The 21,995-nt window shown below is 68.9% G+C and carries 19 protein-coding genes and 1 pseudogene; 5 read left to right on the plus strand and 15 right to left on the minus strand.

Going from position 1 to position 21,995, the window contains the following annotated elements; translation table 11 throughout:
- Nucleotides 1-78 precede the first annotated feature (78 nt).
- The 3 genes from ACLQ2Q_RS14735 to ACLQ2Q_RS14745 form a co-directional block, all read right to left on the minus strand.
- On the minus strand, nucleotides 79-1,101 hold the full coding sequence (locus ACLQ2Q_RS14735; RefSeq protein ID WP_425821225.1) for a VOC family protein: 1,023 nt from the start codon (nucleotides 1,099-1,101) through the stop codon (nucleotides 79-81).
- 105 nt (nucleotides 1,102-1,206) lie between these two features.
- Nucleotides 1,207-1,977, minus strand: coding sequence for a hypothetical protein (locus ACLQ2Q_RS14740; RefSeq protein ID WP_425821226.1), 771 nt, complete (start codon nucleotides 1,975-1,977; stop codon nucleotides 1,207-1,209).
- Nucleotides 1,974-3,035, minus strand: a complete 1,062-nt coding sequence (locus ACLQ2Q_RS14745; RefSeq protein WP_425821227.1) for a Gfo/Idh/MocA family protein — start codon at nucleotides 3,033-3,035, stop codon at nucleotides 1,974-1,976. The genes ACLQ2Q_RS14740 and ACLQ2Q_RS14745 overlap by 4 nt, the downstream gene beginning before the upstream one ends.
- A gap of 128 nt (nucleotides 3,036-3,163) precedes the next feature.
- On the opposite strand from ACLQ2Q_RS14745, the gene ACLQ2Q_RS14750 reads away from it, so the two are divergent.
- The 4 genes from ACLQ2Q_RS14750 (at nucleotide 3,164) to ACLQ2Q_RS14765 (ending at nucleotide 6,820) form a co-directional block, all read left to right on the plus strand.
- Nucleotides 3,164-4,429, plus strand: a complete 1,266-nt coding sequence (locus ACLQ2Q_RS14750; RefSeq protein WP_425821228.1) for an ROK family protein — start codon at nucleotides 3,164-3,166, stop codon at nucleotides 4,427-4,429.
- Between the two features lie 102 nt (nucleotides 4,430-4,531).
- Nucleotides 4,532-4,945 carry a hypothetical protein gene (locus tag ACLQ2Q_RS14755; RefSeq protein WP_425821229.1) on the plus strand — a complete coding sequence of 138 codons (414 nt, stop codon included), beginning with the start codon at nucleotides 4,532-4,534 and terminating at the stop codon, nucleotides 4,943-4,945.
- Between the two features lie 16 nt (nucleotides 4,946-4,961).
- Nucleotides 4,962-5,954 (plus strand): restriction endonuclease subunit R, encoded by a 993-nt coding sequence (locus tag ACLQ2Q_RS14760; RefSeq protein ID WP_425821230.1) that lies wholly within the window; start codon nucleotides 4,962-4,964, stop codon nucleotides 5,952-5,954.
- Nucleotides 5,951-6,820 (plus strand): ThuA domain-containing protein, encoded by an 870-nt coding sequence (locus tag ACLQ2Q_RS14765; RefSeq protein ID WP_425821231.1) that lies wholly within the window; start codon nucleotides 5,951-5,953, stop codon nucleotides 6,818-6,820. The genes ACLQ2Q_RS14760 and ACLQ2Q_RS14765 overlap by 4 nt, the downstream gene beginning before the upstream one ends.
- Nucleotides 6,821-6,977: 157 nt before the next feature.
- Here ACLQ2Q_RS14765 and ACLQ2Q_RS14770 read toward each other — a convergent pair whose 3' ends face one another.
- The 12 genes and pseudogenes from ACLQ2Q_RS14770 to ACLQ2Q_RS14825 all read right to left on the minus strand — a co-directional run bounded on the left by ACLQ2Q_RS14770 (nucleotide 6,978) and on the right by ACLQ2Q_RS14825 (nucleotide 18,453).
- On the minus strand, nucleotides 6,978-7,973 hold the full coding sequence (locus ACLQ2Q_RS14770) for a Gfo/Idh/MocA family protein (RefSeq protein ID WP_425821232.1): 996 nt from the start codon (nucleotides 7,971-7,973) through the stop codon (nucleotides 6,978-6,980).
- A gap of 25 nt (nucleotides 7,974-7,998) precedes the next feature.
- Entirely contained in the window at nucleotides 7,999-9,000 is a 1,002-nt protein-coding gene (locus ACLQ2Q_RS14775; protein ID WP_425821233.1) for a sugar phosphate isomerase/epimerase family protein, read from the minus strand.
- A gap of 24 nt (nucleotides 9,001-9,024) precedes the next feature.
- Nucleotides 9,025-10,187, minus strand: a pseudogene (locus ACLQ2Q_RS14780) (Gfo/Idh/MocA family protein).
- A gap of 32 nt (nucleotides 10,188-10,219) precedes the next feature.
- Nucleotides 10,220-10,636, minus strand: coding sequence for a C-glycoside deglycosidase beta subunit domain-containing protein (locus ACLQ2Q_RS14785; RefSeq protein ID WP_425821234.1), 417 nt, complete (start codon nucleotides 10,634-10,636; stop codon nucleotides 10,220-10,222).
- Nucleotides 10,637-10,660: 24 nt separating this feature from the next.
- Nucleotides 10,661-11,479 carry a nuclear transport factor 2 family protein gene (locus tag ACLQ2Q_RS14790; protein ID WP_425821235.1) on the minus strand — a complete coding sequence of 273 codons (819 nt, stop codon included), beginning with the start codon at nucleotides 11,477-11,479 and terminating at the stop codon, nucleotides 10,661-10,663.
- Between the two features lie 19 nt (nucleotides 11,480-11,498).
- Nucleotides 11,499-12,539, minus strand: a complete 1,041-nt coding sequence (locus ACLQ2Q_RS14795; RefSeq protein ID WP_425821236.1) for a sugar phosphate isomerase/epimerase family protein — start codon at nucleotides 12,537-12,539, stop codon at nucleotides 11,499-11,501.
- A gap of 35 nt (nucleotides 12,540-12,574) precedes the next feature.
- Complete coding sequence (locus tag ACLQ2Q_RS14800) at nucleotides 12,575-13,675, minus strand: sugar phosphate isomerase/epimerase family protein (protein WP_425821237.1); 1,101 nt, start codon at nucleotides 13,673-13,675, stop codon at nucleotides 12,575-12,577.
- Nucleotides 13,672-14,088 carry a C-glycoside deglycosidase beta subunit domain-containing protein gene (locus tag ACLQ2Q_RS14805; protein WP_425821238.1) on the minus strand — a complete coding sequence of 139 codons (417 nt, stop codon included), beginning with the start codon at nucleotides 14,086-14,088 and terminating at the stop codon, nucleotides 13,672-13,674. Before ACLQ2Q_RS14805 ends, ACLQ2Q_RS14800 begins: the two co-directional genes overlap by 4 nt.
- A gap of 74 nt (nucleotides 14,089-14,162) precedes the next feature.
- Nucleotides 14,163-15,701 carry a GMC oxidoreductase gene (locus ACLQ2Q_RS14810; protein WP_425821239.1) on the minus strand — a complete coding sequence of 513 codons (1,539 nt, stop codon included), beginning with the start codon at nucleotides 15,699-15,701 and terminating at the stop codon, nucleotides 14,163-14,165.
- Entirely contained in the window at nucleotides 15,698-16,492 is a 795-nt protein-coding gene (locus tag ACLQ2Q_RS14815) for a TIM barrel protein (protein ID WP_425821240.1), read from the minus strand. Before ACLQ2Q_RS14815 ends, ACLQ2Q_RS14810 begins: the two co-directional genes overlap by 4 nt.
- Nucleotides 16,493-16,651: 159 nt before the next feature.
- Nucleotides 16,652-17,488: a carbohydrate ABC transporter permease gene (locus ACLQ2Q_RS14820; protein WP_425821241.1), complete on the minus strand. Its 837-nt coding sequence runs from the start codon at nucleotides 17,486-17,488 to the stop codon at nucleotides 16,652-16,654.
- A gap of 5 nt (nucleotides 17,489-17,493) precedes the next feature.
- Nucleotides 17,494-18,453 carry a carbohydrate ABC transporter permease gene (locus tag ACLQ2Q_RS14825; RefSeq protein WP_425821595.1) on the minus strand — a complete coding sequence of 320 codons (960 nt, stop codon included), beginning with the start codon at nucleotides 18,451-18,453 and terminating at the stop codon, nucleotides 17,494-17,496.
- 169 nt (nucleotides 18,454-18,622) lie between these two features.
- On the opposite strand from ACLQ2Q_RS14825, the gene ACLQ2Q_RS14830 reads away from it, so the two are divergent.
- Entirely contained in the window at nucleotides 18,623-21,841 is a 3,219-nt protein-coding gene (locus ACLQ2Q_RS14830) for a glycosyl hydrolase (protein WP_425821597.1), read from the plus strand.
- Nucleotides 21,842-21,995: the final 154 nt, after the last annotated feature.

Raw genomic sequence — 21,995 nt, forward strand, 5'->3', positions numbered from 1 at the left:
TGTGTCATCCCGGGGCGGTGGGGCGCCCGGGACGGGTGAGGGCGGGAACGGCACCCCGGCCGCCCCCGCCCGATTCAATCAGCCCTGGCCGTGCTTGGCGTAGGGGTTGAACAGCGCTTCCTTGATCTCGTCGGGCACGCCCTCTTCGGTCGCGCTCGGGCCGTCGGCGGGCGGGAACGACTCCGTCATCGACATCGGCATCGCGCCGTTGCGGTACATGTTGTTCGAGCCCTGCGACGGACGCCAGGTGTTCGCCACCCAGTCCGGTACGTAGTTGCGGTAGCCGCCGGTGTTGAGCTCGATGCGCAGCGACGAGGGCTCCCGGTAGTACAGGAAGTTCTGCTCGCCGATGCCGTGGATCGACGGGCCGTACTCGATCGGGTAGCCGTTCTCTCCCAGCACGTCGGCGGCGATCAGCAGCTCTTCGCGGGTGTCGACCCAGAAGGCGTAGTGGTTGATGCGGCCGGCCTTGGTCGAGCCGTCGAGCACGACGCCGAGGTCGTGCGACTTCTCGTTGGTCGTGAGCACGGAGAACACCGAGATGGGCGCCTCGTCGAGCACCGTGCGCGCCATGAAGCGGAAGCCGAGGGTGTCGACATACCACTTCACGAAGCCGTCGACATCGCTCGTCGCGATCGTGACGTGGTCGAGCTGACGCGGGGCGCCGGCGACCTTGCTGCGGCGCGAGGGACGGTCGGGGTAGATGGATGCCGCGTCGCCCTCGGTGTCGTGGTGGCGGGTGACGTCCCAGTGCAGGGTCATGCTGTGCCCGAAGGGGCCGGTGAAGCGGTAGGCGCGGCCGATGTGCGGCACGTCGTCGACCCACTCGCCCTGGGCGCCGGCGGCCTCGATGCGCTTCGCGGCCTCTTCGAGCGCCTCGGCGCTCGAGGTGCGCCACGCCATCGTCTGCAGCGACGGCTCGTCGCCGGGGACGACGACCACGGAGTACTTGTAGTAGTCGCCCCAGCAGCGCAGGTACACGGCGCCGTCGATCCGGTCGACGACCGTGAGCCCGACCTGGTTCACGTAGAAGTCGACGGATGCGTCGACGTCCGGCGTCGTGATGGCCACGTAGGAGAGGTGGGAGAGAAGCTTGATCATCTTCGATCCTTTCGATGAAGCGTGCGGGTTGTCCCGAATCCCACTTTCGCTCAGGATCGACGTATCCAGGAATGGCAACTTCACGATCCGATGGATCAGTGATGTTTATAGGCGCGGGATGCCTCGCGACACCAGCGCGGCAAGATGCGCGTCCTCCGCAAGTTCGGCGAGATCGGTGGTGGCCGACCCGCCGGCGACGGCATCCAGCGCCCGCCGCAGGGTCAGCCTCTCGTGTGATTCGTGCCGTCGCGGAAGTGTCGTCCGGCCTATGGGCGTCGTCGTGGACACGACGCCGCCGGCCTCCGACGCGTCGATCTCCGCGCGCACTTCGCCCAGCGATAGGGCGTTCACGCGGTCGGATCCGGCCAGGACGCGGACGGCCGTCAACACCGCCGGGCCGCTCCCGCCATCGGCGGTCTCGATCAATGCCGTCCCGTCGCCCGCGGCCTTCAGCGTCGGGCGCCCGCCCGAGAGCACACGCAGCCAGCCGATGGCGTCGCGCAGCACGACATCGAACGTGGATGCCGCGGCCACCGCGTCGACGGCGACCACCGCGGGCCGGGCCGCATCGGCGTCGCGCACGCGGCGCAGGTCGGCGACCGTGTCGTGCCGGAGGAACGGCCTCTCGATGAGGACGGGGAGCGATCCGAGGTCTGCCACCAGCGCTTCGACGAGTTCGGCGCCGACCGCCACCGGTCGCGACACGACGACCGCCGCGGCTCCCGCCTCAGCAGCCGCCCGCACGCCGTCGCACCACCGGGCCGTTCCCTCGACGACGACGATCGCGCCCGCCCGGTCATCCGCGAGCCGCGTGCTGAGCGGAAGCTCGGCGACCGCGACGCGGTAGGACTCGACCTCAGCCACCACGCCGATCATGAGACGACCTCCTCGGCCGGCGAGACCGACGACCCGGCGAGCACGGCCGCCGCCGCGGCATCCGCCAGGCGCAACGCGTACCGGGCGTCCTCCAGGAGCTCGTCGTACTGCACCTCGACCGTTCCGCCGAGCGCATCGAGCAGCGCGCGCCACTCGGCCACGTACCCGTCCTCGACTTCGGGCGGATAGGCCGTGACCCGGCCGTCCGCGAATCGCACGCGGACGGCGGCGCTTCCGTCGTGCACGAACGCCGGCGGAAAGGTCACCTCGATGCGTTCGTCGTCGGTCGTGATGTCGAGCCGCCACAGGGCATCGGCGCCGCCGGGCAGCATCACGGTCGTGAGCCGCACGGGCACACCCGACGCCACGTACCCGACCGCGTAGCCGATCGGCGCGATGGCGCGCGCGTAGACGACTCGTTCCAGGTCCGGCGCGAGGTCGCGCAGGAGCGGCAGGTCGTGCACAGCGAGCCCCACGAGCAGCTGACGGACGACGGATGCGGCGACGTTCGGATCCGCCAGCGGCGGCCCGCCGGCTCGCGGCGCTGCCGGCGTGCTCTCCGTCACGACGTCGTGGTAGCGGTCGTTGGGCGGAAGCGCCATGGTCACGGCAAGGGCACGCACCTGGCCTCCGGCGGCGGTCAGGTGGTGCTTCGCCCGGTTCCACGCGCCGTCGAAGAGGTGATTGGTTCCGACCAGCAGCGCGACGCCCGCCGCCCTGCAGGCGTCGATCACCCTCGCGGCATCCGCCTCGCTGGTCGCCAGCGGCTTCTCGCAGAAGATGGCCCGCTTGCCTGCGGCGACGGCGGCGAGCACGTGGTCCGCGTGGACGGCCGGCGGGCTGCAGACGACGACGACGTCGACGGCGGCATCGGCGAGCAGGTCGTGGATGCCGGATGACCAGCGGGCGCCGGAGCGCCCTGCGATCACTTCCGCGGTGCCGCTTCCCGCGTCGGCGATATGCACGATGCGAAGCTCGTCCGAGAGCCGGGCCAGCGTGGGAGCGTGTAGGGCCCACAGCCCCGGACCGGCGCCGATCACCCCGACTCCATGCCGCATGCCTGCTCCGCTTCGTCGGGGGACCGGGTTTAGTCACTTGGGACGAAAGCATACATAAGTGACGTGCCTTCTGGCCATAGATGGCGGATGCTGGGCTGAAAGGCGCATAGCTTGTGTCAGAATCAGGCATGGCAAAGCAGTCGACCTTGCGCTTCGGCGCGCAGACCGATGAGGTCACGAGCTTCCTGCGCATCGTCAACATGGTGCGAACCGGCGAGGCCGCGACGCGGCCGGAGATCGGACGCATCACCGGTCTCGGCCGCGGTGTCGTGGCGCAGCGCGTCGACCAGGCGATCGAGCTCGGCTACATCGAGGACGGCGAGTTCGGACCGTCGTCGGGGGGACGCGCCCCGCGCACCCTGCGGTTCCGCGGCGAGCAGGGACACCTGATCGTCTGCGCGCTCGGGGCCCTGCACATCCACGTCGGCGTGACGGCGCTCGATGGCGACGTGCTCGATCAGACCCACCGCCCGTGGGACATCTCGCGCGGGCCGGCGGAGACGCTCGAGGCGGCGATGACGATGGTCGACGAGCTGCTCGAGCGACTCCCGAGCGAGCCGGTGTGGGGCATCGGGGTCGGAGTACCAGGGCCGGTGGACTTCGTCTCGGGCCGGCCGGTGGCGCCGCCGATCATGCCGGGCTGGAACGGCTTCGACGTTCGACGTCGCTTCGAGGAGCACTACAACGCGCCGGTGTGGGTGGACAACGACGTCAACCTGCTCGCACTCGGCGAGCGCGCCAAGCGGCGCGACGAGCAGCCGGACCTCATCTACTGCAAGGTCGGCTCGGGCATCGGTGCCGGCCTGCTGTCGCACGGACGCCTTCATCGCGGGGCGAACGGTGCGGCCGGAGATATCGGCCACGTGCGGGTGCGGGATTCCGATGCACAGTGCCGCTGCGGCAAGGTGGGCTGCCTCGAGGCCGTCGCCGGAGGATGGGCGCTGGTGCGCGAGGCCACGGCCGCGGTCGCCGAGGGCGCGGGCGGCAAGCTGGCACAGCACCTCGAGAAGCAAGAAGTTCTCACGCCGGAGGACATCTCGGTGGCCGCCGAGAGCGGCGACGCCCTCGCGATCGGCCTCGTGCAGCGCTCGGCCCGCGTCGTGGGCGAGTCGATCGCCACCCTCGTCAACATGTTCAATCCGGGCGTGATCGTGATCGGCGGGGCCGTCACCGCGGCCGGTGAGGTCTTCCTGGCCGAGGTGCGTCAGCGCGTGTACGAGCTCTCGCTGCCGCTCGCGACGCGCGATCTCAGCATCGTGCAGTCCGCGAACGACCTGCGGGAGCCGCTGCGCGGCGGCGCCGAGATGGTGCGCGAAGAGCTGTTCACGGCGACCTTCCCGAAGTGGTTCGCCGACGGCCGGCCCAGCGTGGAGCGCGTCAAGGCCGCGTACTGAGTCCACCCAGGCGAGCTGCACTACTTTTGCGGGTTCTCGACATAAGCATGTAGAGTAGGTGCGTAAGCCGGAAGGGTCCGGCGTGCCGACACGAGGATGCCGATGACGCTCTCCGCCCTGCGCGACGACGCGCTGACCACCACCGACGACGGCTTCGCCGTGCGGCTCGGACTCCCGTGGATCCGCTCGCTTCCGATCGCCAGCCTGCTCGAGCCTGAACTCACGATCGACGGCGCACGCGTCGACCCGCTGACCATCGAGCTCGGAGATCGCGCCATCGAGCCCGCGGCTCTGGCGCGGGAGACCGGGTGGTGGTTCCTGCAGGATCGGATCGTCCTCCGCGCGGACCGGGCGCTGGATGCCGGCGCACACGACGTCGCGGTGTCGTTTCGCCTCGCGGTTCCCTACCTGCAGACGGGCCCGGACGGCCCCTTGACCCTGCCCTTCCGCATCGAGCGTCCGCTCGTGCTGGATGCCGCGGCATTCAGCAGCACGGTTTCGCGCGATGTCGCCTGAACCTGAGGAGGACACCGTGTCCCTGCCGGATGGATTGACCCTGGCGGCGAGCGCCTTCAACTGGACCCCCGAGGTCATCGCCGCCGAAACCCCGGCGCCCGACATCGCCGTCGGCATCGTCCGCACCGGAGTCGCCTCGACCATCGAGCTCGAGCCCGGACAGCTGTGGCGCTCCTTCCCCGAACCAATCGACGGGGAAGTCGATGCGCTCCGTCAGGACTTGGACGACGCCGGCGGCTCGGTCGGCATCGTCGGCGCGAGCCTGGACGACTGGCTGCCCGGCGGCCGCAGGCGAACCGACGACGAACGCCTCGGGTTCCTGCTGCCCCAACTGCGTGCCGCCCAGCGGCTCGGTGCCGTGGGCGTGCGCCTGCCCATCGGCCAGGCGGGCGAGCCCCTGCTGCGCCGTCTGCTGCCCGAACTGCACGCCCGCGACCTCGTGCTCTTCGAGGAGATCCAGGGGCAGCAGACGCCCGACTCTCCCGCCACTGCGGCGGCGATCGCGGTGATCCACGAGCTCGATGATTCGCGTGTGCGCCTGCTGGTGGACATCTCGATGCTCATGCCTGCACTGCCCGTCACCTACCTCGCGCGTCTGCGCTCCGCCGGAATTCCCGTGGGTCTCGTGCAGCGACTGAGCGACGCGTGGCGCGACCCGTCGACAGCGACCGCCGTGGTCGATCTGCTCCGCTCGGGTGCCGTGCCCCCCGGCATCCACACGCTCTACATGAACATGCTGATCCGATTCGGACGGTCGCACGCCGCCGATCTGCGCGGCGTGCTGCCCCTCGTCGGCGCGTTCCACCTCAAATTCTGGGACCTGCACGACGTCGACGGCCGCGTCTCGAACCCGATCAGGGACCTCGGCGCCGAGCTCGCGGGGACGCAGTTCACGGGCACCCTCTGCAGCGAGTGGGGCGGGCACGAGTGGCTCGACGATGATCCCACCCAGATGACCAGGGAACACCTCGCGCTGGCCCGACGCACCCTGAACGGAGACATCCGATGACCCTTCTGAACGTCCTGATCCTGTCCGGACACATGACGATCGAGCACGACAACGAGCACCGCAGCTTCCGGCAGCACAACCAGTGGCTGACGACTCTGCTGGAAGACACCGGTCGGTTCAAGGTGCGCGTCGTCGAGGACCCGAGGGGTCTGGGCGCGGAGATCATCGACAAGTACGACGTCGTCATCGTCGTGTTCGAGGGCCGCGACGGCTACTTCGACAAGGCGGTGGGATTCGGCGAAGAGACGGATGCTGCGCTCCTGCGCTTCGTGCACGACCACGGCAAGGGCATCGTGTGGTTCCACGGCTCGGCCGCTCAGGAGGACTCCTGGGGATACCCCGAGGAGTACAACGTCATGCGCGGCGCGAAGCTGAGTGCGTACGAGACGGGCCTCCGTCCCCGGCCGTGGGGCGAGGCGCTCCTGCAGACCGCCGAGCCGCGGCACCCGATCACCGAGGGCATCAACGCGACATGGACGGTCACCGGCGACGACATCCTCACCGGTGTGCAGATGTACGAGGGCGCTCAAGTGCTGCTGACGACGTTCGACGACCTCGAGGCCTACGAGAACGCGCCGGTCTGGCCGATGTCGCACTATCCGGTGGTGATCCCCGACGGCGGCATCCCCGCCCTGAACGGCATGAACACCGACCAGCCTCTCGCATGGATCAACCAGTACGGGGCCGGCCGGTCGTTCACGATCACGATCGGCCACGACACCGACACGTTCCGGCGCATCGAGTTCATCCGGATGTTTCCGCGTGGCGTCGAGTGGGCGGCGACGGGCGAGGTCGCTCTCGAAGGCCCCGACCGCCGCGGCGAGCGCCGCTTCCTGCCCTGGCCGTACTACAACCACGAGGGCTGAGCCCGCGGCGCACAATAAGGTGCCGCCAGGCTTCTGCGCGCCGAGTGCACGGCTTCCCGCCGAAGGCACGGCCTCCTCGCGTGGGGATCCCGTGCACTCGAGGGCAGGCCGTGCACTCGGCGCCAGGCAGCAGTCGGCGCCAGCGGCACCGCGCGGTTCAGCGCGGCTGCAGACCGGCCGCCCGGTAGACCTCGTCGACGACTCTCATCGTGCCGACGCCGAGCGCCGCGTCCAGCGGGCTGGGCGACCCGTCGCGCAGCACAGCGGCCACGTGCTCGAGCTGTCGCGCATAGCTGTTCTCGCCGTCGACGGCCCTCTCCTCGATCACCACGCGATCGCTCGCGGTGACACGCAGTTCGGCACCCCACTGCGGCACGATGACACTCGTCGCCTCCAGTTGCGCGGCCGTCCCGACGACCCGCAGCGACATGCTGCCCTGGTCGTCGCCGATGAACGACGAGCGGATGCGGGCCGGGATGCCGCGGGCCAGCTTCAGCTCGGCATCCATCTGAAGGTCGACACGCGGATCATCGGCAGAGAGAACCGCCTCGGCCGAGACCACCCTGGGTTCTCCCCACGCGGCACGGGTCAGATCGACGGCATAGCAGCCGACGTCCATGAACGACCCGCCGCCGAGGTCGCCGTCCAGCCGGATGTTGCCGGGCTTGACGACGAAGTGCGGGATGCTGAAGTCGAACTCCACGCGCTGAAGATCGCCGAGAACGCCAGATGTGAGCACCTCCAGCAGCCGGCGGGTGAAGCCGTGCAGCCGGTAGTGGAAACCCACGAAGGCGCGTCTGCCCGCAGCGTCCGCGGCTTCGGCGATCTGCGCCGCGGTCGTGCCGTTCGCCGACAGCGGCTTCTCGCACAGCACGTGCCTTCCGGCCTGCAGCGCCCGCACCGCCCAATCCGCCTGAACGGTTGAGGGCAGCGGGATGTAGACGAGGTCGACGTCGGGATGGTTCAGGACCATCTCGTAGTCCCCGGATTCGGGCACGCCGAGGCGAGCGGCCGCGGTGCGCGCACGAGCGGGGTCGCGTGCGCCGATTGCGATCACCCGCACGCCCTCCAGTACGCGCGCCGGCTCCACGATCGCCCGCTCGGCGATGCCGGCGGCACCAAGGATGCCGATGCCGATGAGTCGCTCTGTCATCGCCTCATCCTCGCGCGCGAGTCGGCTACTTCGACGAGAACGCCGCGTCGAACGCAGCGGCGGGTGGCGTGATCTCCGCGAGCCGGCGCACGAAGGCGAGCGCCTCCGGGGCGCCGATCAGCCGGTCCATGCCCGCGTCCTCCCACTCGACGCTCGTCGGACCTTCGTAGCCGATCGCGTTGAGCGCGCGGAAGAGCGGCTCCCACCGCACGGCGCCGTGACCGGTCGATACGAAGGTCCAGCCGCGGCGCGGGTCGGCCCACGGCCGGTGCGAACCGAGCACGCCGTTGCGCCCGTCGAGGTTGGTGATCGACTCCTTCACGTGCACGTGGAAGATGTGGGCGGCGAAGTCGAGGACGAACGCGACGTAGTCCAGCTGCTGCCAGACGAAGTGCGACGGGTCGAAGTTGAAGCCGAAGCTCTCGCGGTGGCCGATCGCCTCGAGCGTGTCCTTCGCGCTCCAGTAGTCGTACGCGATCTCGGAGGGATGCACCTCCAGCGCGAACCGCACTCCCACCTCTTCGAACACGTCGAGGATGGGGTTGAACCGGTCGGCGAAATCCTGGTACCCGCGTGCAATGTACTCGTCCGAGGCCGGCGGAAACATCGCGACGGCCTTCCAGATCGACGATCCCGAGAACCCGTTGACCGTCTTCACACCGAGCTTCGCAGCGAAGCGAGCCGTGTCCTTCAGGTCCTCCGCGGCGCGCTGCCGCACGCCCTCCGGATCCCCGTCGCCCCAGACCCGGTCGGACAGGATGTCGCGGTGCCGTTCGTCGATCGGGTCGTCGCATACCGCCTGGCCGGTGAGGTGGTTGGAGATCGCGTAGACCTTCAGTCCATTGCGCTCGAGGATGTCGAGCCGCGACTGCACATAGTCGGCGTCGTCCCAGCGGGAGACGTCGAGGTGGTCGCCCCAGCAGGCGATCTCGAGGCCGTCGTAGCCCCACTCGCCGGCGAGGCGGGCCACCTCTTCGAACGGGAGGTCGGCCCACTGGCCGGTGAACAGGGTGATCGGACGCGCCATCGCGCTCTCCTTCGGTCGGATTCGTCAGACGGATGCCGGGACGCCCGCGGCGATGCGGACCCAGGCGGATTCGTGCTCGCTCGAGCGCTCCACGGCGTCGAGCACGCGCTGCACCGACAGACCCTCGGCGAAGGACGGGTGCGGGTCGGTTCCCTCGGCGATCGCGGTGACCAGGTCGACGACCTGGTGCGAGAAGCCGTGCTCGTAGCCGAGCATGTGGCCGGCGGGCCACCACGCGGCGACGTACGGATGCTGCGCTTCGGTGACGAGGATCTTCGTGAAGCCCTGGCGGTCGGCGGGGGCAGTGCGGTCGTAGAACTGCAGGCTGTTGAGGTCTTCGAGGTCGAACGCGAGCGCGCCCTTGTCGCCCGAGACCTCGATCGTCAGCGCGTTCTTCCGGCCGGTGGCGAACCGGTGGCCTCGAACGAGACGAGCGCGCCGTTCGAGAGGCGCCCGGTGAACAGGGCGACGTCGTCGACCGTGACCTCGCCATATCCCTCCGCAGCGGTGCCCGACAGACCGGAGCCCGATCCGAGGAGCGGGCGCTCCTTCACGATCGTCTCGATCGTGCCCGCGACGGCGTCTACGGTCTGACCCGTCACGAACTGGGTCATATCGATGATGTGCGCGCCGATGTCGCCCAGGGCGCCGGAACCGGCATGCTCCTTCTGCAGGCGCCACGCCAGCGGCATCTCGGGGTCGACGAGCCAATCCTGGCGGTACGCCGCGCGCACCTGCTGGACGTTGCCGACGACGCCCTCGGCGATCAGGTCCCGAAGGAAGGTCACCGCGGGAACACGCCGGTAGGTGAAGCCGACCATCGAGCGTACGCCGCGCGCGGCGGCTCTGGAAGCGGCATCCGCCATCGCCTCCGCCTCTGCAACCGTGTTCGCGAGCGGCTTCTCCACGAGCACGTGCTTGCCGGCCTCGAGCGCGGCGATCGCGATCTCGGCGTGCGAGTCGCCGGGGGTGACGATGTCCACGATGTCGATGTCATCCCGGGAGATCACTTCGCGCCAGTCCGTCGCCGACTCGGCCCAGCCCCACTTCTCCGCGGCCCCGGCAACCGCCTCGGCGTTGCGGCCGACGATCACGGCCATCTCGACCGCCTCGGGGAGGTCGAACATCCGCGGCGCCTGGCGCCAGCCCACGGAATGGGTGGCGCCCATGAAGCCGTAGCCGATCATCGCGACGCGAAGCGGCCGCGCCGTGCCCGCACTCATGCCAGGACGACCTCGCGCTCGACCGGAACGCGATTGGTGACGTAGCGACCAGGGCCGCCGTCGGTGCCGGGCGCGATCTGCATGTACAGGAGCCGCATCGTCAGCACGACCTCGATGGTGAGCTTCTCGCCCGCGGCCGGAGCGTGATCGAGGGGGATGACGACCTCGGGCTTGTCGGCGACGAACCAGAGCGTGTCCCACTGCTCGGGCAGCTCCTCGATGCGGTAGCTCGTGCCGTTCAGCTCGAACCGCAGGTCTTCCTTCGGAACGGCGACGCCGTTGACGGATGCCGCCACGTCGTCGACGGCCGACAGCCACAGGCTGCGGTACCACGGGAGCTGTACCGAGACGGCGATCGCGTCGTCGCGGCGGTGGACGTCCTTCTCGGAGAAGAGGGAGTTGTGGGTGGCCATGGTCGGCTCCTCGGTTGCGGTGGGTCAGTGGAAGGTGTCGGTGAAGGTGTCGTGCGGCACGGGCGGTACGGGCTCGAGCTTCTGGACGGTCGACGGGCTGTAGGGGTGGTTCTTGTCCGGCGCCGGCTGGTCGGCCGGGGGCATGAAGACCGGCTTGCCGTCGTCGCCGAAGTACATGAGGTCGAGGTCGAAGGCGCCCTGGTTCTTCAGGCCGAAGCTGACCCAGTTCTCCTCGAACGGCGCACGGGCGAGCTCGTAGCAGCGGAACTTCCAGAACTTCCACTCGCCGTCTTGCTTGCGGAAGTCGATGGCGTACTTGCACCAGACCCAGTGCGCCCACACCTTCTTTCCCAGCACCTCGCCCGGCGAGTACATGTCGGGGAACTCCTTGGCGACCTCGGGGTCGGTCAGGCCCGACTCGGTGCCGGCCATGAGCCAGACGCCCTTGGCCGTCTCGCCGTCGGCGGCGACCTCGATCACGGGGGTCGTCGTCGCGTGCAGGATGAGCTTGCCCTCCGGGCTCGGCCGATCGCGGTGGTAGCGGGTGACGCTCTCCCACGTCGTGTACTCGCCGGCGTTCGTGTAGCGCGCACGGATGCCTGGCGTGCCCTCGCTCACCCAAAGGGGGATGATCTGCTCGTCCTGGAACGCGTTGTGCAGGTACATGTAGCGGTTGAAGAGGTTCTCGACCGCGCCACGATCCTGCGCCCGCTGCGCGAGAGCGCGGACGGCAACGACTTCTTCGCGGAGGGTCGCCAGCTCGGCCTGGAGTTCGGCAACGGTCGCTGAGCCGGACGAAGCGTCGGACGACCCCTCGACTGGTTGGTGAGCTTGTCGAACCACGGGGACCGCCCTGAGTGCCTCAGACAACGGCCTTCTCCCTCACGGTCTCTTCGATGGCGCGACGCATGAGCGCGTGCTGCTTCTTGACCAGCTCGATCGGGTCGGATTCGCCGAGGTCGGAGAAGGCGTGACCCTCCCATTCGCTGGAGAGGTAGCCCTGGTAGCCCCCCTCGACGAACTGCCGGACGATGCGCGGGATGTCCATAGCGGGCTCGTCGCCGTTCTCGTCGATGTCGTAGAACTTGGCGTGCACGTGGAACATCTGCGGCATGATGTCCAGCCACTCCTCCGGCGGGACCAGCCCGTGCATGTTGAACGCGAGGCGCGTGAACGGGCCGAATCGGAGCGGGTCGACGCCCTCCGAGATCAGGAAGTCCTCGAACTTCTGGTTGCGCACGTACATGGGCGTCGGCTCGTGCCAGATCTCGTCCATGACCGGGAAGTACTTCTCGTCCATGCCCATCTGGCTGAGTGTGCGGAGGAGGGTCGGCGAGAGCGAGTGCATCGTCGACGAGAAGTCGGCCGTGAAGCCGAGGCGGTCGGACTGGAGCTCGTCGTACATCTCCCGCATCTGCAGCACCTGCGGATCGTTCGGTCCCGACGGCGCGTGGATCTCGTACCCGAGCTTCTGGTCGTACTTCTCGGCCAGCGGCAGAAGGCTGCGCAGCAGCTCCTTGCCGTGCGAGCGGATGACGATCTTCTTGAAGCCGAGGGTGTGCGCTGTCTTGAGCTGACGCGCCAGGAAGTCGTGCTCCTCGTCCGGCGTCATGTCGCGCTCTTTGCGGCGCCCCATGTCGAGGTTCGTGCCGATCGCGCTGGGCTCGAGCCCGTAGCGATCCATGCCGTCGCGCCAGATCTTCACGAACTCATCGTCGACATCCGGGTACGTGCGCAGCATCTGGGCGATGTTGAACTCGATGCCCGGCCCCAGCCCGTGATCGGCGGCCGCCTTGATGAGGGTCTCGGGCGTGTACAGGCCCGCGGCGAACTCGGACGTCAAGGAGTAGAGGGTGATGCCGAGCTTGATGCCGGTACCGGCGATGCCGTTGTCTTCAGTCATGTCTGTTGGTCCCTGAACTTCTCGAAGGGTCGGTGTCAGCCGCGGACGGGCTGAGCGAGGTGGGAATGGAGGATGCTGCGCGCCTCGGCGGCATCCGTGATCATCCGCGAGCCGGCATCGGCAGCGGCGGAGCGCTGCACCGCCTGTTCGCCGGCGATGATCTCGAACGGGCTCTGCCAGTAGTTCCAGTGCCAGCCCTCGTACTCGCTGGAGATCGCGCCGGAGTAGCCGTTCTCGACGAGCAGACGGATCAGGTCGCGCACGGGAACGGAAGGCTCTTCACCGGTCTCGTCGATGCCGAAGAACTTGCCGTGCACGTGCTTGATCCACGGCATGATCTCGAGCCAGTCGTCCACCCGGGCCGGGCCGAACAGGCCGGTGCCGTTGATGCCGACGTCGATGCCCAGATCGGGGCGGCCGTTCTGCGCGGCGAGGCCGATGAACGAGCCGAACCGCCGACCGTGCTCGGCCTGGTCGGCTGGCGGACCCTGCTCGTAATACGTGTTCCAGAGGTCGACGAACTTGCCGAGCAGCTCGTCCGACGCGCCGCGACGGCGGTACGCCTCGATGAGCGACGGCGCGAAGCCGCTCACGGTGGCCCCCCAGTCCATCGTGAAGCCGAGGAACGGCGACCCGACCTTTTCGTAGCGGTCGCGCAGCGCGAGGATGCGCGGATGCGACGCGTACTGATCCGCGTGGACTTCGAGAGCGAGGGTGACACCGTGCGCCTCCGCAATGGGAGCGAGCGCCTCCATCGAGTCAGGCTCGATGGAGATCTGCACGCGCGCGATCGGGAAGCCGAGCTTGGCCGCCGCCTTGATCTGCAGGGTCATGTAGTCGATCAGCTCGTCCTGCGTGAGCAGGCGATCGCGGTGGATGCCGATGTCGGCGTTCACTGCGAGCGAGGTGGTCACGAGGCCGACCTCTTCGACCAGATCGCGGAACCAGCCCGCGAAGGAGTCCTCGATCTGCGGGAATCCGCGGAAGCTGGAGAACCCGATGATCTCGAGGCCGGGGCCGTAGCTCTCGGCGGCGACCTTGCGGATCAGCCCTTCGAGGTCGTACTCGCGGCCGTGGAACGCGCGAGTGAAGCTGTAGAGGGTCACGCCCTGAATGGGAGTACCGAGTGTACTCATGCTGCTGTCTCCGGTCCCTGAGCCTGTCGAAGGGTCATGGTCTTGACGTCGTGCTCTTCGATGTGGAGCGTCTCGGTGTCCGAGATGATGATGTACGGGATGAACAGCGTGAGATCGACGCGGACCTCGTGGTCTTCGCCAGGCGTGACCGGCAGCTCGCCGGACAACACGGCCGAGTCGGTGGGGAACCACCACTCACCTGTCTCGTCGACGAGCTCGGGAAAGCCGAACTCCCGGCCGTTCATGCTCCAGCGCAGCGACTCCGCCGGAGCCTCCACGCCGTCGACGCTGAGCTTCGCGCCGGCGATGCATGAGCCCGGCAGAGCGCGGTACCACGGCAGCCGAACTTCGACCGCGGTGCGCGGTCCGTCCGTTGTGAGCGTTCCCTGCTCGATGATGCGGTCGGGGATCACATCGTCCTCCTTGACTACTTTGTCCGTGTTTCTACAGTCTAATGTTAGATTTCAACATAAGTCAAGGAATCGACTTATTCGGGGCTTTCGGCCAGCGCAGTGGCGATATGGCGCGCGCCGTTGACGGCGAGGGCCACTCCGGTCAGCGTCGGGTTGCACGCCGTGGCGGTCGGGATGACCCCGTTGCCGGCGACGTACAGTCCAGGGACGTCCCACACCTGCCCCTGAGGCGAGCACACGCTCGACCCGTCGTCCACTGCACCGAGGCGGGTGGTGCCCTGATAGTGCAGCGAGGCGCCGAGGGGCATCACGAAGGGGCGGTCATCCAGCGGCTCCCCCACGGCCTTGCCGAGTCGCACGATCTCGTCCTTGCCGCGGGCGATCACCTCGTGGTCACGCGCCGTGAGCCGGTAGTGCACCGTCATCGCCGGCATCCCGTATCCGTCCACGTCGCGATCGGAGAATTCCACGCGGTCCGAGGCCTGCAGGTCCTTCGCGCAGAACAGGCCGAGGCCAACGATGGAGCCGGGCGCGGCCGGGTCGTCGTCCGCGAGCTTCACCGGTGAGGCGTCGAGCTGCATCACCTGCCCGTGGAAGGGCATGCCGTCGGTGAAAGGCACCCACGTGACACCGCTGTACTCACTCAGGCCGGTGGCGGCGCCGCCGCCTTCGGCGTCGGTGGTCGGCAGGTCGCGGATGCGCACGGCGAAGACGATCTGGGCCTGATCGTTGAGATACCGGCCGAGTGCGTCGGGACGGACCCCGGAAGCCCAGAGCAGCTGCGGCGTGCGCAGTGCATCTGCGGCGACGACGACGAAACGGGCGCGCACTTCTGCGCTCTCACCCGTGCGCCGGTCTTCGACGACGACGCCGCTCGCCCGGCCGTCCTCGATCAGCACGCGCGTGACGAGCGACTCGTCGAAGAGCGTGAATCGCGGGTTGGCGCGGGTGACGTCGCCGAACACGACATCCGAGCCCGACCAGACGAGGTTGCCGTCCTCCCTGCGGTGTACGGCGAGCGGCATCCGCTGCACCCGCGTCGTCGCGATGCGACCGGCATCCTCGGCGGCCGCGAGGCGCGTGCGCACCAGGTCGCCATAGGGCGAACTGTCGAACGCGTCGGTCGTCACACCGAGAAGCCGCTCGGCCTCGGACAGCAGTTCGTCGAAGCTGCCGTCGGCGTCGAGGATCGCGATCCGCTCGCTGTCGTTCGGCCGCGGGCACGCGCCCGTCCAGTGCGCGGCCATTCCGCCGACGTTGCTCGACATGGCCGCCACGGGCAGCCCGTCCTCACCCTCGACCTGGTATCCGGTCTCCAGCAGGAACGTGCCCGGGCGGGCGCGTCGCTGCGTGGTCTTGACGATGCCGCCGGTGCGATCGGCGCTCTCCTGCGCGTGCGGGCCCTCCGAGCGCGTCTGCGCGCTGGCGCGCTCGGCGGGATCGGCGATGTTCTTCACGTGGGCCCCCGGCGGGGAGGTCACGATCGGCCCGACCTCGAACACAGCGACCGTGGCTTCCGGTGACCTCTCGCTCAGGATGCGGGCGTACGCGGCACCTGCGGGACCACTGCCGACGATCGCGACATCCACGCGCTCCGGGTAGCGGCCTGTCATGCCTGCGCCGCCACGTCGCGGATGTAGCGCACCGACTCCTCGGAGGCGGCCTGCGGATAGTACTCGAGGCCGATCGGCCCGTCGTAGCCGGAGCCGCGGAGAACGGCCAGCGTGGCCGGCCAGTCGAGGTCACCGGTGCCGGGCTCGCCGCGGCCTGGGGCATCCGCCAGCTGGACGTACTTGATGATGGAGCCGGCGTTCGCCAGCTCAGTCTCGATGTCTTCGCCCTCGACGGCGGAGTGGTAGATGTCGTAGAGCACCCCGAAGTTCGGCGAGTCGACGCCACGAGCGACGTACACGCCCTCGGCGGTGCGATCCAGCAGCGAGCCGGGGTGGTCGACCCGCACGTTGACAGGCTCGAGCACCAGCGTGATCCCCGACCCGTCGATCTGGGCGATGGCCTTCTGGTAGATCTCGATCAGCTTGTCGAGCTGCACCTGGCGCTTCCACCCGCCGAACCCGGTGCCGCTTCCCACGACGATGCGCGGTGTACCGAGGAGGTGCGCGATCTCGACGCCCTCGTCGAGCTTGCGGTAGAACTCCGAGTGGTCCCACGGCGGGATCATGAACTGCGTCCGCGGCTCGGCAAGCTGCGCCGTCAGCTGCGTTCCGGTCTCCTCGAGCGCCGCCTTCAGCGCGGGCAGGTCCTTCGGCGTCGTCGGGGCGTCGACCCCGGTCGGCCCCCACATCTCGACGGCGTCGAATCCGGATGCCGCGGCCGCGCGCACGCGGTCGTGGTAGTCGCCGGCCTCGGTGAAGAGCAGTTCGATGTTGGGTGCGAGCTGGTACATATATGTGCCTTTCGGTTCCTGAGCTTGTCGAAGGACGGTCCCTGAGCTTGTCGTAGGGTCAGAACATCGGATGGTCGTGGGCGGCATGCTCGGGACCCCGCGGGTTCCCGAGCTCGACGATCCGGCCGCTCTCGAATCGATGGATGTCCGCGCGGCGGATCAGCCCTTCAGTCCGCCGGCGAAGCCCTGGATGAACTTCTTCTGCGCGAACATGTAGAACGCGAGGATCGGGATCATCGAGATGATGACCACCGCGAAGATCTTGTTCCAGGCCGAGACGAGGCCACCGACGTATGTGTACATCGCGACGGGCAGGGTCTGGGTGGTGGATCCGCCGAGGAAGATCAGCGAGTTGAAGAAGTCGTTCCAGACGATGAGGCCGGCCAGGATGGCGACGGTTCCGGTGGCCGGCGCCATCAACGGCAGCACGACCCGGAAGAAGGCCTGGGTCGGCGACGCACCGTCGATGACGGCGGCCTCCTCGTACTCGGTGGTCAGCCCGCGGAAGAAGCTCGCGTAGAGGAACACCGACAGGGGCAGCAGGATGGCGATCCAGAGCAGGATCATGCCGATCGCGTTGCCGGTGAGCCCCACGCTGCGCGCGCCGATGTAGAGGGGAACGGTTCCCAGCTGCGCGGGCAGGATGATGGCGATCAGCACGAGGTAGTACGTCCAGGTCGTCCACCGGCGGGTGCGGCGGGCGATCACGTACGCCGCGACCGAGCCGAGCAGCACCAGGCCGAAGATCGCGCCGGCGGTGATGATCACGCTGTTCAGGATGCTCATCGGGATGCTGTTGCGGCCCGTGGTGGTGAGCACCTCGACGAACGCGCTGAAGTCGATCGACGTCGGCGGCGCGACGGCGCTGGTGGTCAGCGCCTCTTCGTCGCTCTTCAGCGAGGTGACGATGAGGATGTAGAACGGGAGGAGCCCGAGAAGGGTGATGATCCAGACGAGGACCTCACGGGCCGCGGTGGCTTTGGTATAGCGGAACATGTTTCTCAGGCCCTTCCGGCGTCGCGGTCGCGGGTGACGAATTGCTGGAGGATGGCGAACGCCAGGATGATCACGGTGAGCACGAGCGCGAGCGCCGAGCCGAAGCCGAACTGCCCGAGCGAGAACGCCTGCTTGTAGACCTCGGTCGCGAGGGTCTCGGTCGCGCCGGCCGGTCCACCGCCGGTGAGGGCGAGGATCTGGTCGAAGATGCGCAGCCCCTGGATGATGCCGAGGGTGGTCGCGATGGCGATCGAGGGGCGGATGGCGGGAACGGTGACGTTCCAGAAGCGGCCCCAGATGCCCGCGCCGTCCAGCGCGGCGGCCTCCTCGACCTCGACGGGAACCGAGGCGAGCCCTGCCAGGTAGATCACCATCGTGAAGCCGGTCTGCTGCCAGACGACGGTGATCAGGATCGCCCAGATCGACCACGTGGGATCCGCGAGCCAGACCTTCTGCAGCTCTTCCAAACCGAGGAATCCCAGCAGGTCGTTGAGCGGTCCGTTGAACTGGAAGATGAACTTCCAGACGTAGGCGACGGCGAGGGGGCTGAGCACGACGGGCATGAACAGCAGGGTTCGCAGGATGTACCTGGACTTCAGCATCCGGTTGATCGCCAGCGCGAACAGCAGGCCGAAGATGTTGGTGAGCAGCACCGACGCCAACGCCAGGAACAGCGTGTTCCACACCGCCCCGAGCAGCTGCGGATCGTTGAAGATCCGGACGAAGTTGTCGAGGCCGATGAACTCCCAGTCGCCCAGGCCGGTCCAGTTCGTGAACGCGAAGAATCCCCCGGTGAGGGTGGCCACGTAGTGCACCGCGATCACCAATACGATCGCCGGCAGCGCCCACCACCAGTGACCGAACTGCAGCAACGGCTTGCGACGGTCCCGCGGCGGCGGCGTGCGCCGGGCTCGAGGGGGCACGGTGAGGGTGCGAGTACTGTTCTCGTCGATCGTCACTGTCATCTGCTCTCTGACCTCGTTGTCGGGGTGCCCCATCATCGTCATGGAGCGCTCGCGGTCTACTATCACACGCTTGCGTCGAAAGCACACATAAGTACTTCCGATATCGGGTATAAGTGGCCCCGGCCGGGCAAGGGCAGCCCCACGCTGGGACAATTCGTCGGTGACCACCATGCATCGGGACAATGGCGACGACCTGCGAACGGAGCTCTGGCGAACGTTCGTTGAGCCGCCCGACTCGGCGCGACCGAGAGTGTGGTGGCACTGGATGGACGGCAACGTCGACGTCGACGGCATCCGGCGGGATCTGCGCTGGCTGCACGCCGTCGGCGTGCGAGGCGTGCAGCTCTTCGACGGAGGCATGGGCGTGCCGCTCGTCGTTCCACACGCCGTTCGGCCGGGGAGCGACGCCTGGGCGGAAGCGGTGTCCGTGGCGACCCGCACGGCCGAAGAGCTCGGCCTGGAGTTCGCCGTCGCCACCTCCGCCGGCTGGAGCGCCGCCGGCGCCCCGTGGGTCGAGCCCGCGGATGCCATGAAGAAGGTGGTCTGGTCGGAGCAGCTGGTCGATGGGGGCGGGCCGCTAGCGATCCCGCTCCCTCCCCTGCCCGCTACGGCCGGTCTCTATCAGGACTGCCCCCGCTGGGGGACGGATGCCGGGGCCCTGTCGTTCTCGTCGGACTGGCGGGTGCTGGCGTTTGCGGCCGACGACGACCACGAGACCCTTCGACCCGACTCGTTCGCCGCGGCCGGCGAGGTCGAGGACTGGTCTCCCCTGTGCGACGGGTCGTTCGCCTCCTCGATCGAACTGCCGCGCGACCCCGACGGATGGTCCGCGACCTGGGTGGAGCAGCGTTTCGCCGAGCCGACGTGGGTCGGCTCGATCACCGTCGGGCTGCCGGGGCCACGGGGATTCGGGGCGGCGCCGGCACCGACGGCCGTTCTGCAGGCCAGCCAGAACGGGATCGCGTTCCACGACGTGATCGAACTGCCGGCGACGGCGGTCCCGGCCCGAACGGCCGCCTTCCCGCCGGTGCGGGCACGTACGTTCCGCCTCGTCCTCTCCGCGGCGAGCGCCGCCGACGCGCTGCCCCCGGTCGGAGACGGCGTACGCCTCCCACCCGTCCTCCGGCGGGCATCCGAATTCCGGGTCTCGGAGTTCGTGCTCCGCCCGGGCGGGCGCGTGCATCGTGCGGAGGAGAAGGCCGGCTTCGGCGTCGTGGCTGACTACTTCGCCGTCGACACCGATCCCGGGGTGAGCGGCGGCACGCTCGATCCGGCCGGGGTCGTCGATCTCACAGATCAGGTGAAGAGCGGCATCCTGCACTGGAACGCGCCGGCGGGTCGCTGGCGCGTGCTGCGACTCGGCGCCTCGCTCACGGGCCAGACCAACGGTCCCGCCCTCACCGACGTCACGGGCCTCGAGATCGACAAGCTCGATGGAGCGCGGGTCGCGGCGTACCTGGAGTCGTACCTCTCGCGCACCTTCGGCGCCGCCGACGCGGATCGCGGCCCCATCGGCGCCCTGCTGAGCGACAGCATCGAGGCGGGCCCCCAGAACTGGACGGAGCGGATCCTCGAGCAGTTCCGGCAATCACGGGGGTACGACCCGACGCCGTGGCTTCCCGCCCTTGCCGGCTTCGTCGTCGGCTCGGCCGCGGAATCCGATCGATTCCTCTTCGACTATCGCCGCACGATCGCCGAGCTCTTCGCCTCGGCCTACTACGGCACGATCGCGTCGGTGGCGCACCGGCACGGGATGGTCCACTACGCCGAAGCGCTCGAGGACGGGAGGCCGCAACTCGGCGACGACCTCGCCATGCGCTCGCACGCCGACGTGCCGATGGGTGCGATGTGGACGTTCGGACCGCAGGGGGAGCCGCGCCCGACGTACGTCGCCGACCTGAAGGGCGCGGCATCCGTCGCCCACGTGTACGACAAGAAGTGGACCGGCTCCGAGGCGTTCACGTCGTTCGAGCGGCCATGGAGCTCGACGCCGCAGAGTCTCAAGCATGTCGCCGATCTGCAGCTCGCGCTCGGGGTGACCCGCTTCTGCATCCACACTTCTCCGCACCAGCCGATCACCGCGCCGCCGCCCGGGATCGCCCTGGCCCCGTTCCTGGGACAGGCGTTCACCGTGAACGAGACCTGGGCGGGCGTCGCTCGCCCGTGGATCGACTATCTGTCGCGGTGCGCGGCGATGCTGAACACCGGCCGGCCGGCGGTCGACATCGCGGTCTTCGTCGGCGAGGAGGCACCGGTTACCGGGCTCTTCGAGCACCGGACGGACGAGTCGGTTCCTCCGGGGTTCGACTTCGACTACATCGGCGCCGACGCGCTCCGCGACATCCTGCGTGTCGAGAACGGCCGGCTGGCCTCCGCCGGCGCGACCTATCGGGTGCTCTACCTGGGAGGAGCGAGCCGGCGACTGACCGTGTCCAGCCTGGGGCACATCGAGCGCCTGCTCGCGGCGGGAGCGACCGTCGTCGGAGAGCGGCCCCTGTCCTCGCCGTCGCTCGCCGACGAACCCGCGGACTTCGATGCAGCCTGCGAGCGCATCTGGTCGGGTGCAGCGGGCCGGATGATCGCGACGGACGATCTCGCGGCCGCGCTCGCCGAGCTGGGCGAGGCGGCCGAGTTCGTGGTGGAGGGTGGCCCCGTCCGCCAGATCGCCCGCCTCATCGACGGGCGCCGGGTGACGTTCCTCGCCAATCCGAAGCGCGAGCCGATCGAGGTCACCGTGCGGGTGCCGGCCTCCGTCGGCCCGCTCGTCGGCTGGGACCCGGTGATGCTGACCCGCAACGCGCTCCCTGCCGCCGGCACGGAGGGCGACATCCGGTCGTTCGCGCTGTCTCTGCCCGCGTTCGGTTCCGTGTTCGTGATGCAAGGCACCGATGCGGATGCGCCGATCGCGCGTGAGACCGGCATCGAGTTGCGGGGGGCGTGGATGCTGCACCTTCCGGGGCGCGAGAACGTGCACATGGAGCCGCGACCCCGGCTCTGGACGGACCTCGACGCCGAGGCGCGCGTCTTCTCCGGCACGGGCGTCTATCGTCTTCCGTTCGACCTGGATGCCGTCTCGGCGAGCGCCGACCGACTGCTCGTGCAGTTCGGGCAGGTCGGCGACATCGCCCGGGTGCTCGTGAACGGCACGGACTGCGGAATCGCATGGACCGCGCCGTTCCAGGTCGACGTGACCGCCGCCATCCGCGAGGGCGGGAACGTTCTGGAGGTGCAAGTGACGACCCCGTGGCGCAACCGGCTCATCGGCGAGGCATCCGCGGCCACAGGCGAGATCTTCGCGCCCATGGCCGACGTCTATGAGCCGGCGGCGGCGCCCCTCCCCGCCGGGCTGGCGGGGCCCGTGACGCTCGTGGCGCAGCGGATCGGCTGACCCCCGACCTTCCGGCAGGGTTTGGGGCGCGATCCCGCCTTCGGGGCGCACCATTCGCGCCCCACGGGAGGGAATCCGCCCCAAACCCACGGGTGCCGTCCGTAACGGGGGCGCACAGATCAGCGCCCCTTTTGCCGTGCATCAGCAATCCTTA

Origin of the sequence: Microbacterium sp. DT81.1 (assembly GCF_049844955.1) — a bacterium.
In the GTDB taxonomy this organism is placed as follows: Bacteria; Actinomycetota; Actinomycetes; order Actinomycetales; family Microbacteriaceae; genus Microbacterium.

Coding starts and splice junctions, on each gene's coding strand:
- ACLQ2Q_RS14770 (WP_425821232.1), bottom strand. CDS start 7,973: ATGACAGAGCGACTCATCGGCATCGGCATCCTTGGTGCCGCCGGCATC.
- ACLQ2Q_RS14815 (WP_425821240.1), bottom strand. CDS start 16,492: ATGTACCAGCTCGCACCCAACATCGAACTGCTCTTCACCGAGGCCGGC.
- ACLQ2Q_RS14765 (WP_425821231.1), top strand. CDS start 5,951: ATGACCCTTCTGAACGTCCTGATCCTGTCCGGACACATGACGATCGAG.
- ACLQ2Q_RS14830 (WP_425821597.1), top strand. CDS start 18,623: ATGCATCGGGACAATGGCGACGACCTGCGAACGGAGCTCTGGCGAACG.
- ACLQ2Q_RS14820 (WP_425821241.1), bottom strand. CDS start 17,488: ATGTTCCGCTATACCAAAGCCACCGCGGCCCGTGAGGTCCTCGTCTGG.
- ACLQ2Q_RS14755 (WP_425821229.1), top strand. CDS start 4,532: ATGACGCTCTCCGCCCTGCGCGACGACGCGCTGACCACCACCGACGAC.
- ACLQ2Q_RS14810 (WP_425821239.1), bottom strand. CDS start 15,701: ATGACAGGCCGCTACCCGGAGCGCGTGGATGTCGCGATCGTCGGCAGT.
- ACLQ2Q_RS14800 (WP_425821237.1), bottom strand. CDS start 13,675: ATGAGTACACTCGGTACTCCCATTCAGGGCGTGACCCTCTACAGCTTC.
- ACLQ2Q_RS14740 (WP_425821226.1), bottom strand. CDS start 1,977: ATGATCGGCGTGGTGGCTGAGGTCGAGTCCTACCGCGTCGCGGTCGCC.
- ACLQ2Q_RS14745 (WP_425821227.1), bottom strand. CDS start 3,035: ATGCGGCATGGAGTCGGGGTGATCGGCGCCGGTCCGGGGCTGTGGGCC.
- ACLQ2Q_RS14775 (WP_425821233.1), bottom strand. CDS start 9,000: ATGGCGCGTCCGATCACCCTGTTCACCGGCCAGTGGGCCGACCTCCCG.
- ACLQ2Q_RS14735 (WP_425821225.1), bottom strand. CDS start 1,101: ATGATCAAGCTTCTCTCCCACCTCTCCTACGTGGCCATCACGACGCCG.
- ACLQ2Q_RS14795 (WP_425821236.1), bottom strand. CDS start 12,539: ATGACTGAAGACAACGGCATCGCCGGTACCGGCATCAAGCTCGGCATC.
- ACLQ2Q_RS14785 (WP_425821234.1), bottom strand. CDS start 10,636: ATGGCCACCCACAACTCCCTCTTCTCCGAGAAGGACGTCCACCGCCGC.
- ACLQ2Q_RS14825 (WP_425821595.1), bottom strand. CDS start 18,453: ATGACAGTGACGATCGACGAGAACAGTACTCGCACCCTCACCGTGCCC.
- ACLQ2Q_RS14750 (WP_425821228.1), top strand. CDS start 3,164: ATGGCAAAGCAGTCGACCTTGCGCTTCGGCGCGCAGACCGATGAGGTC.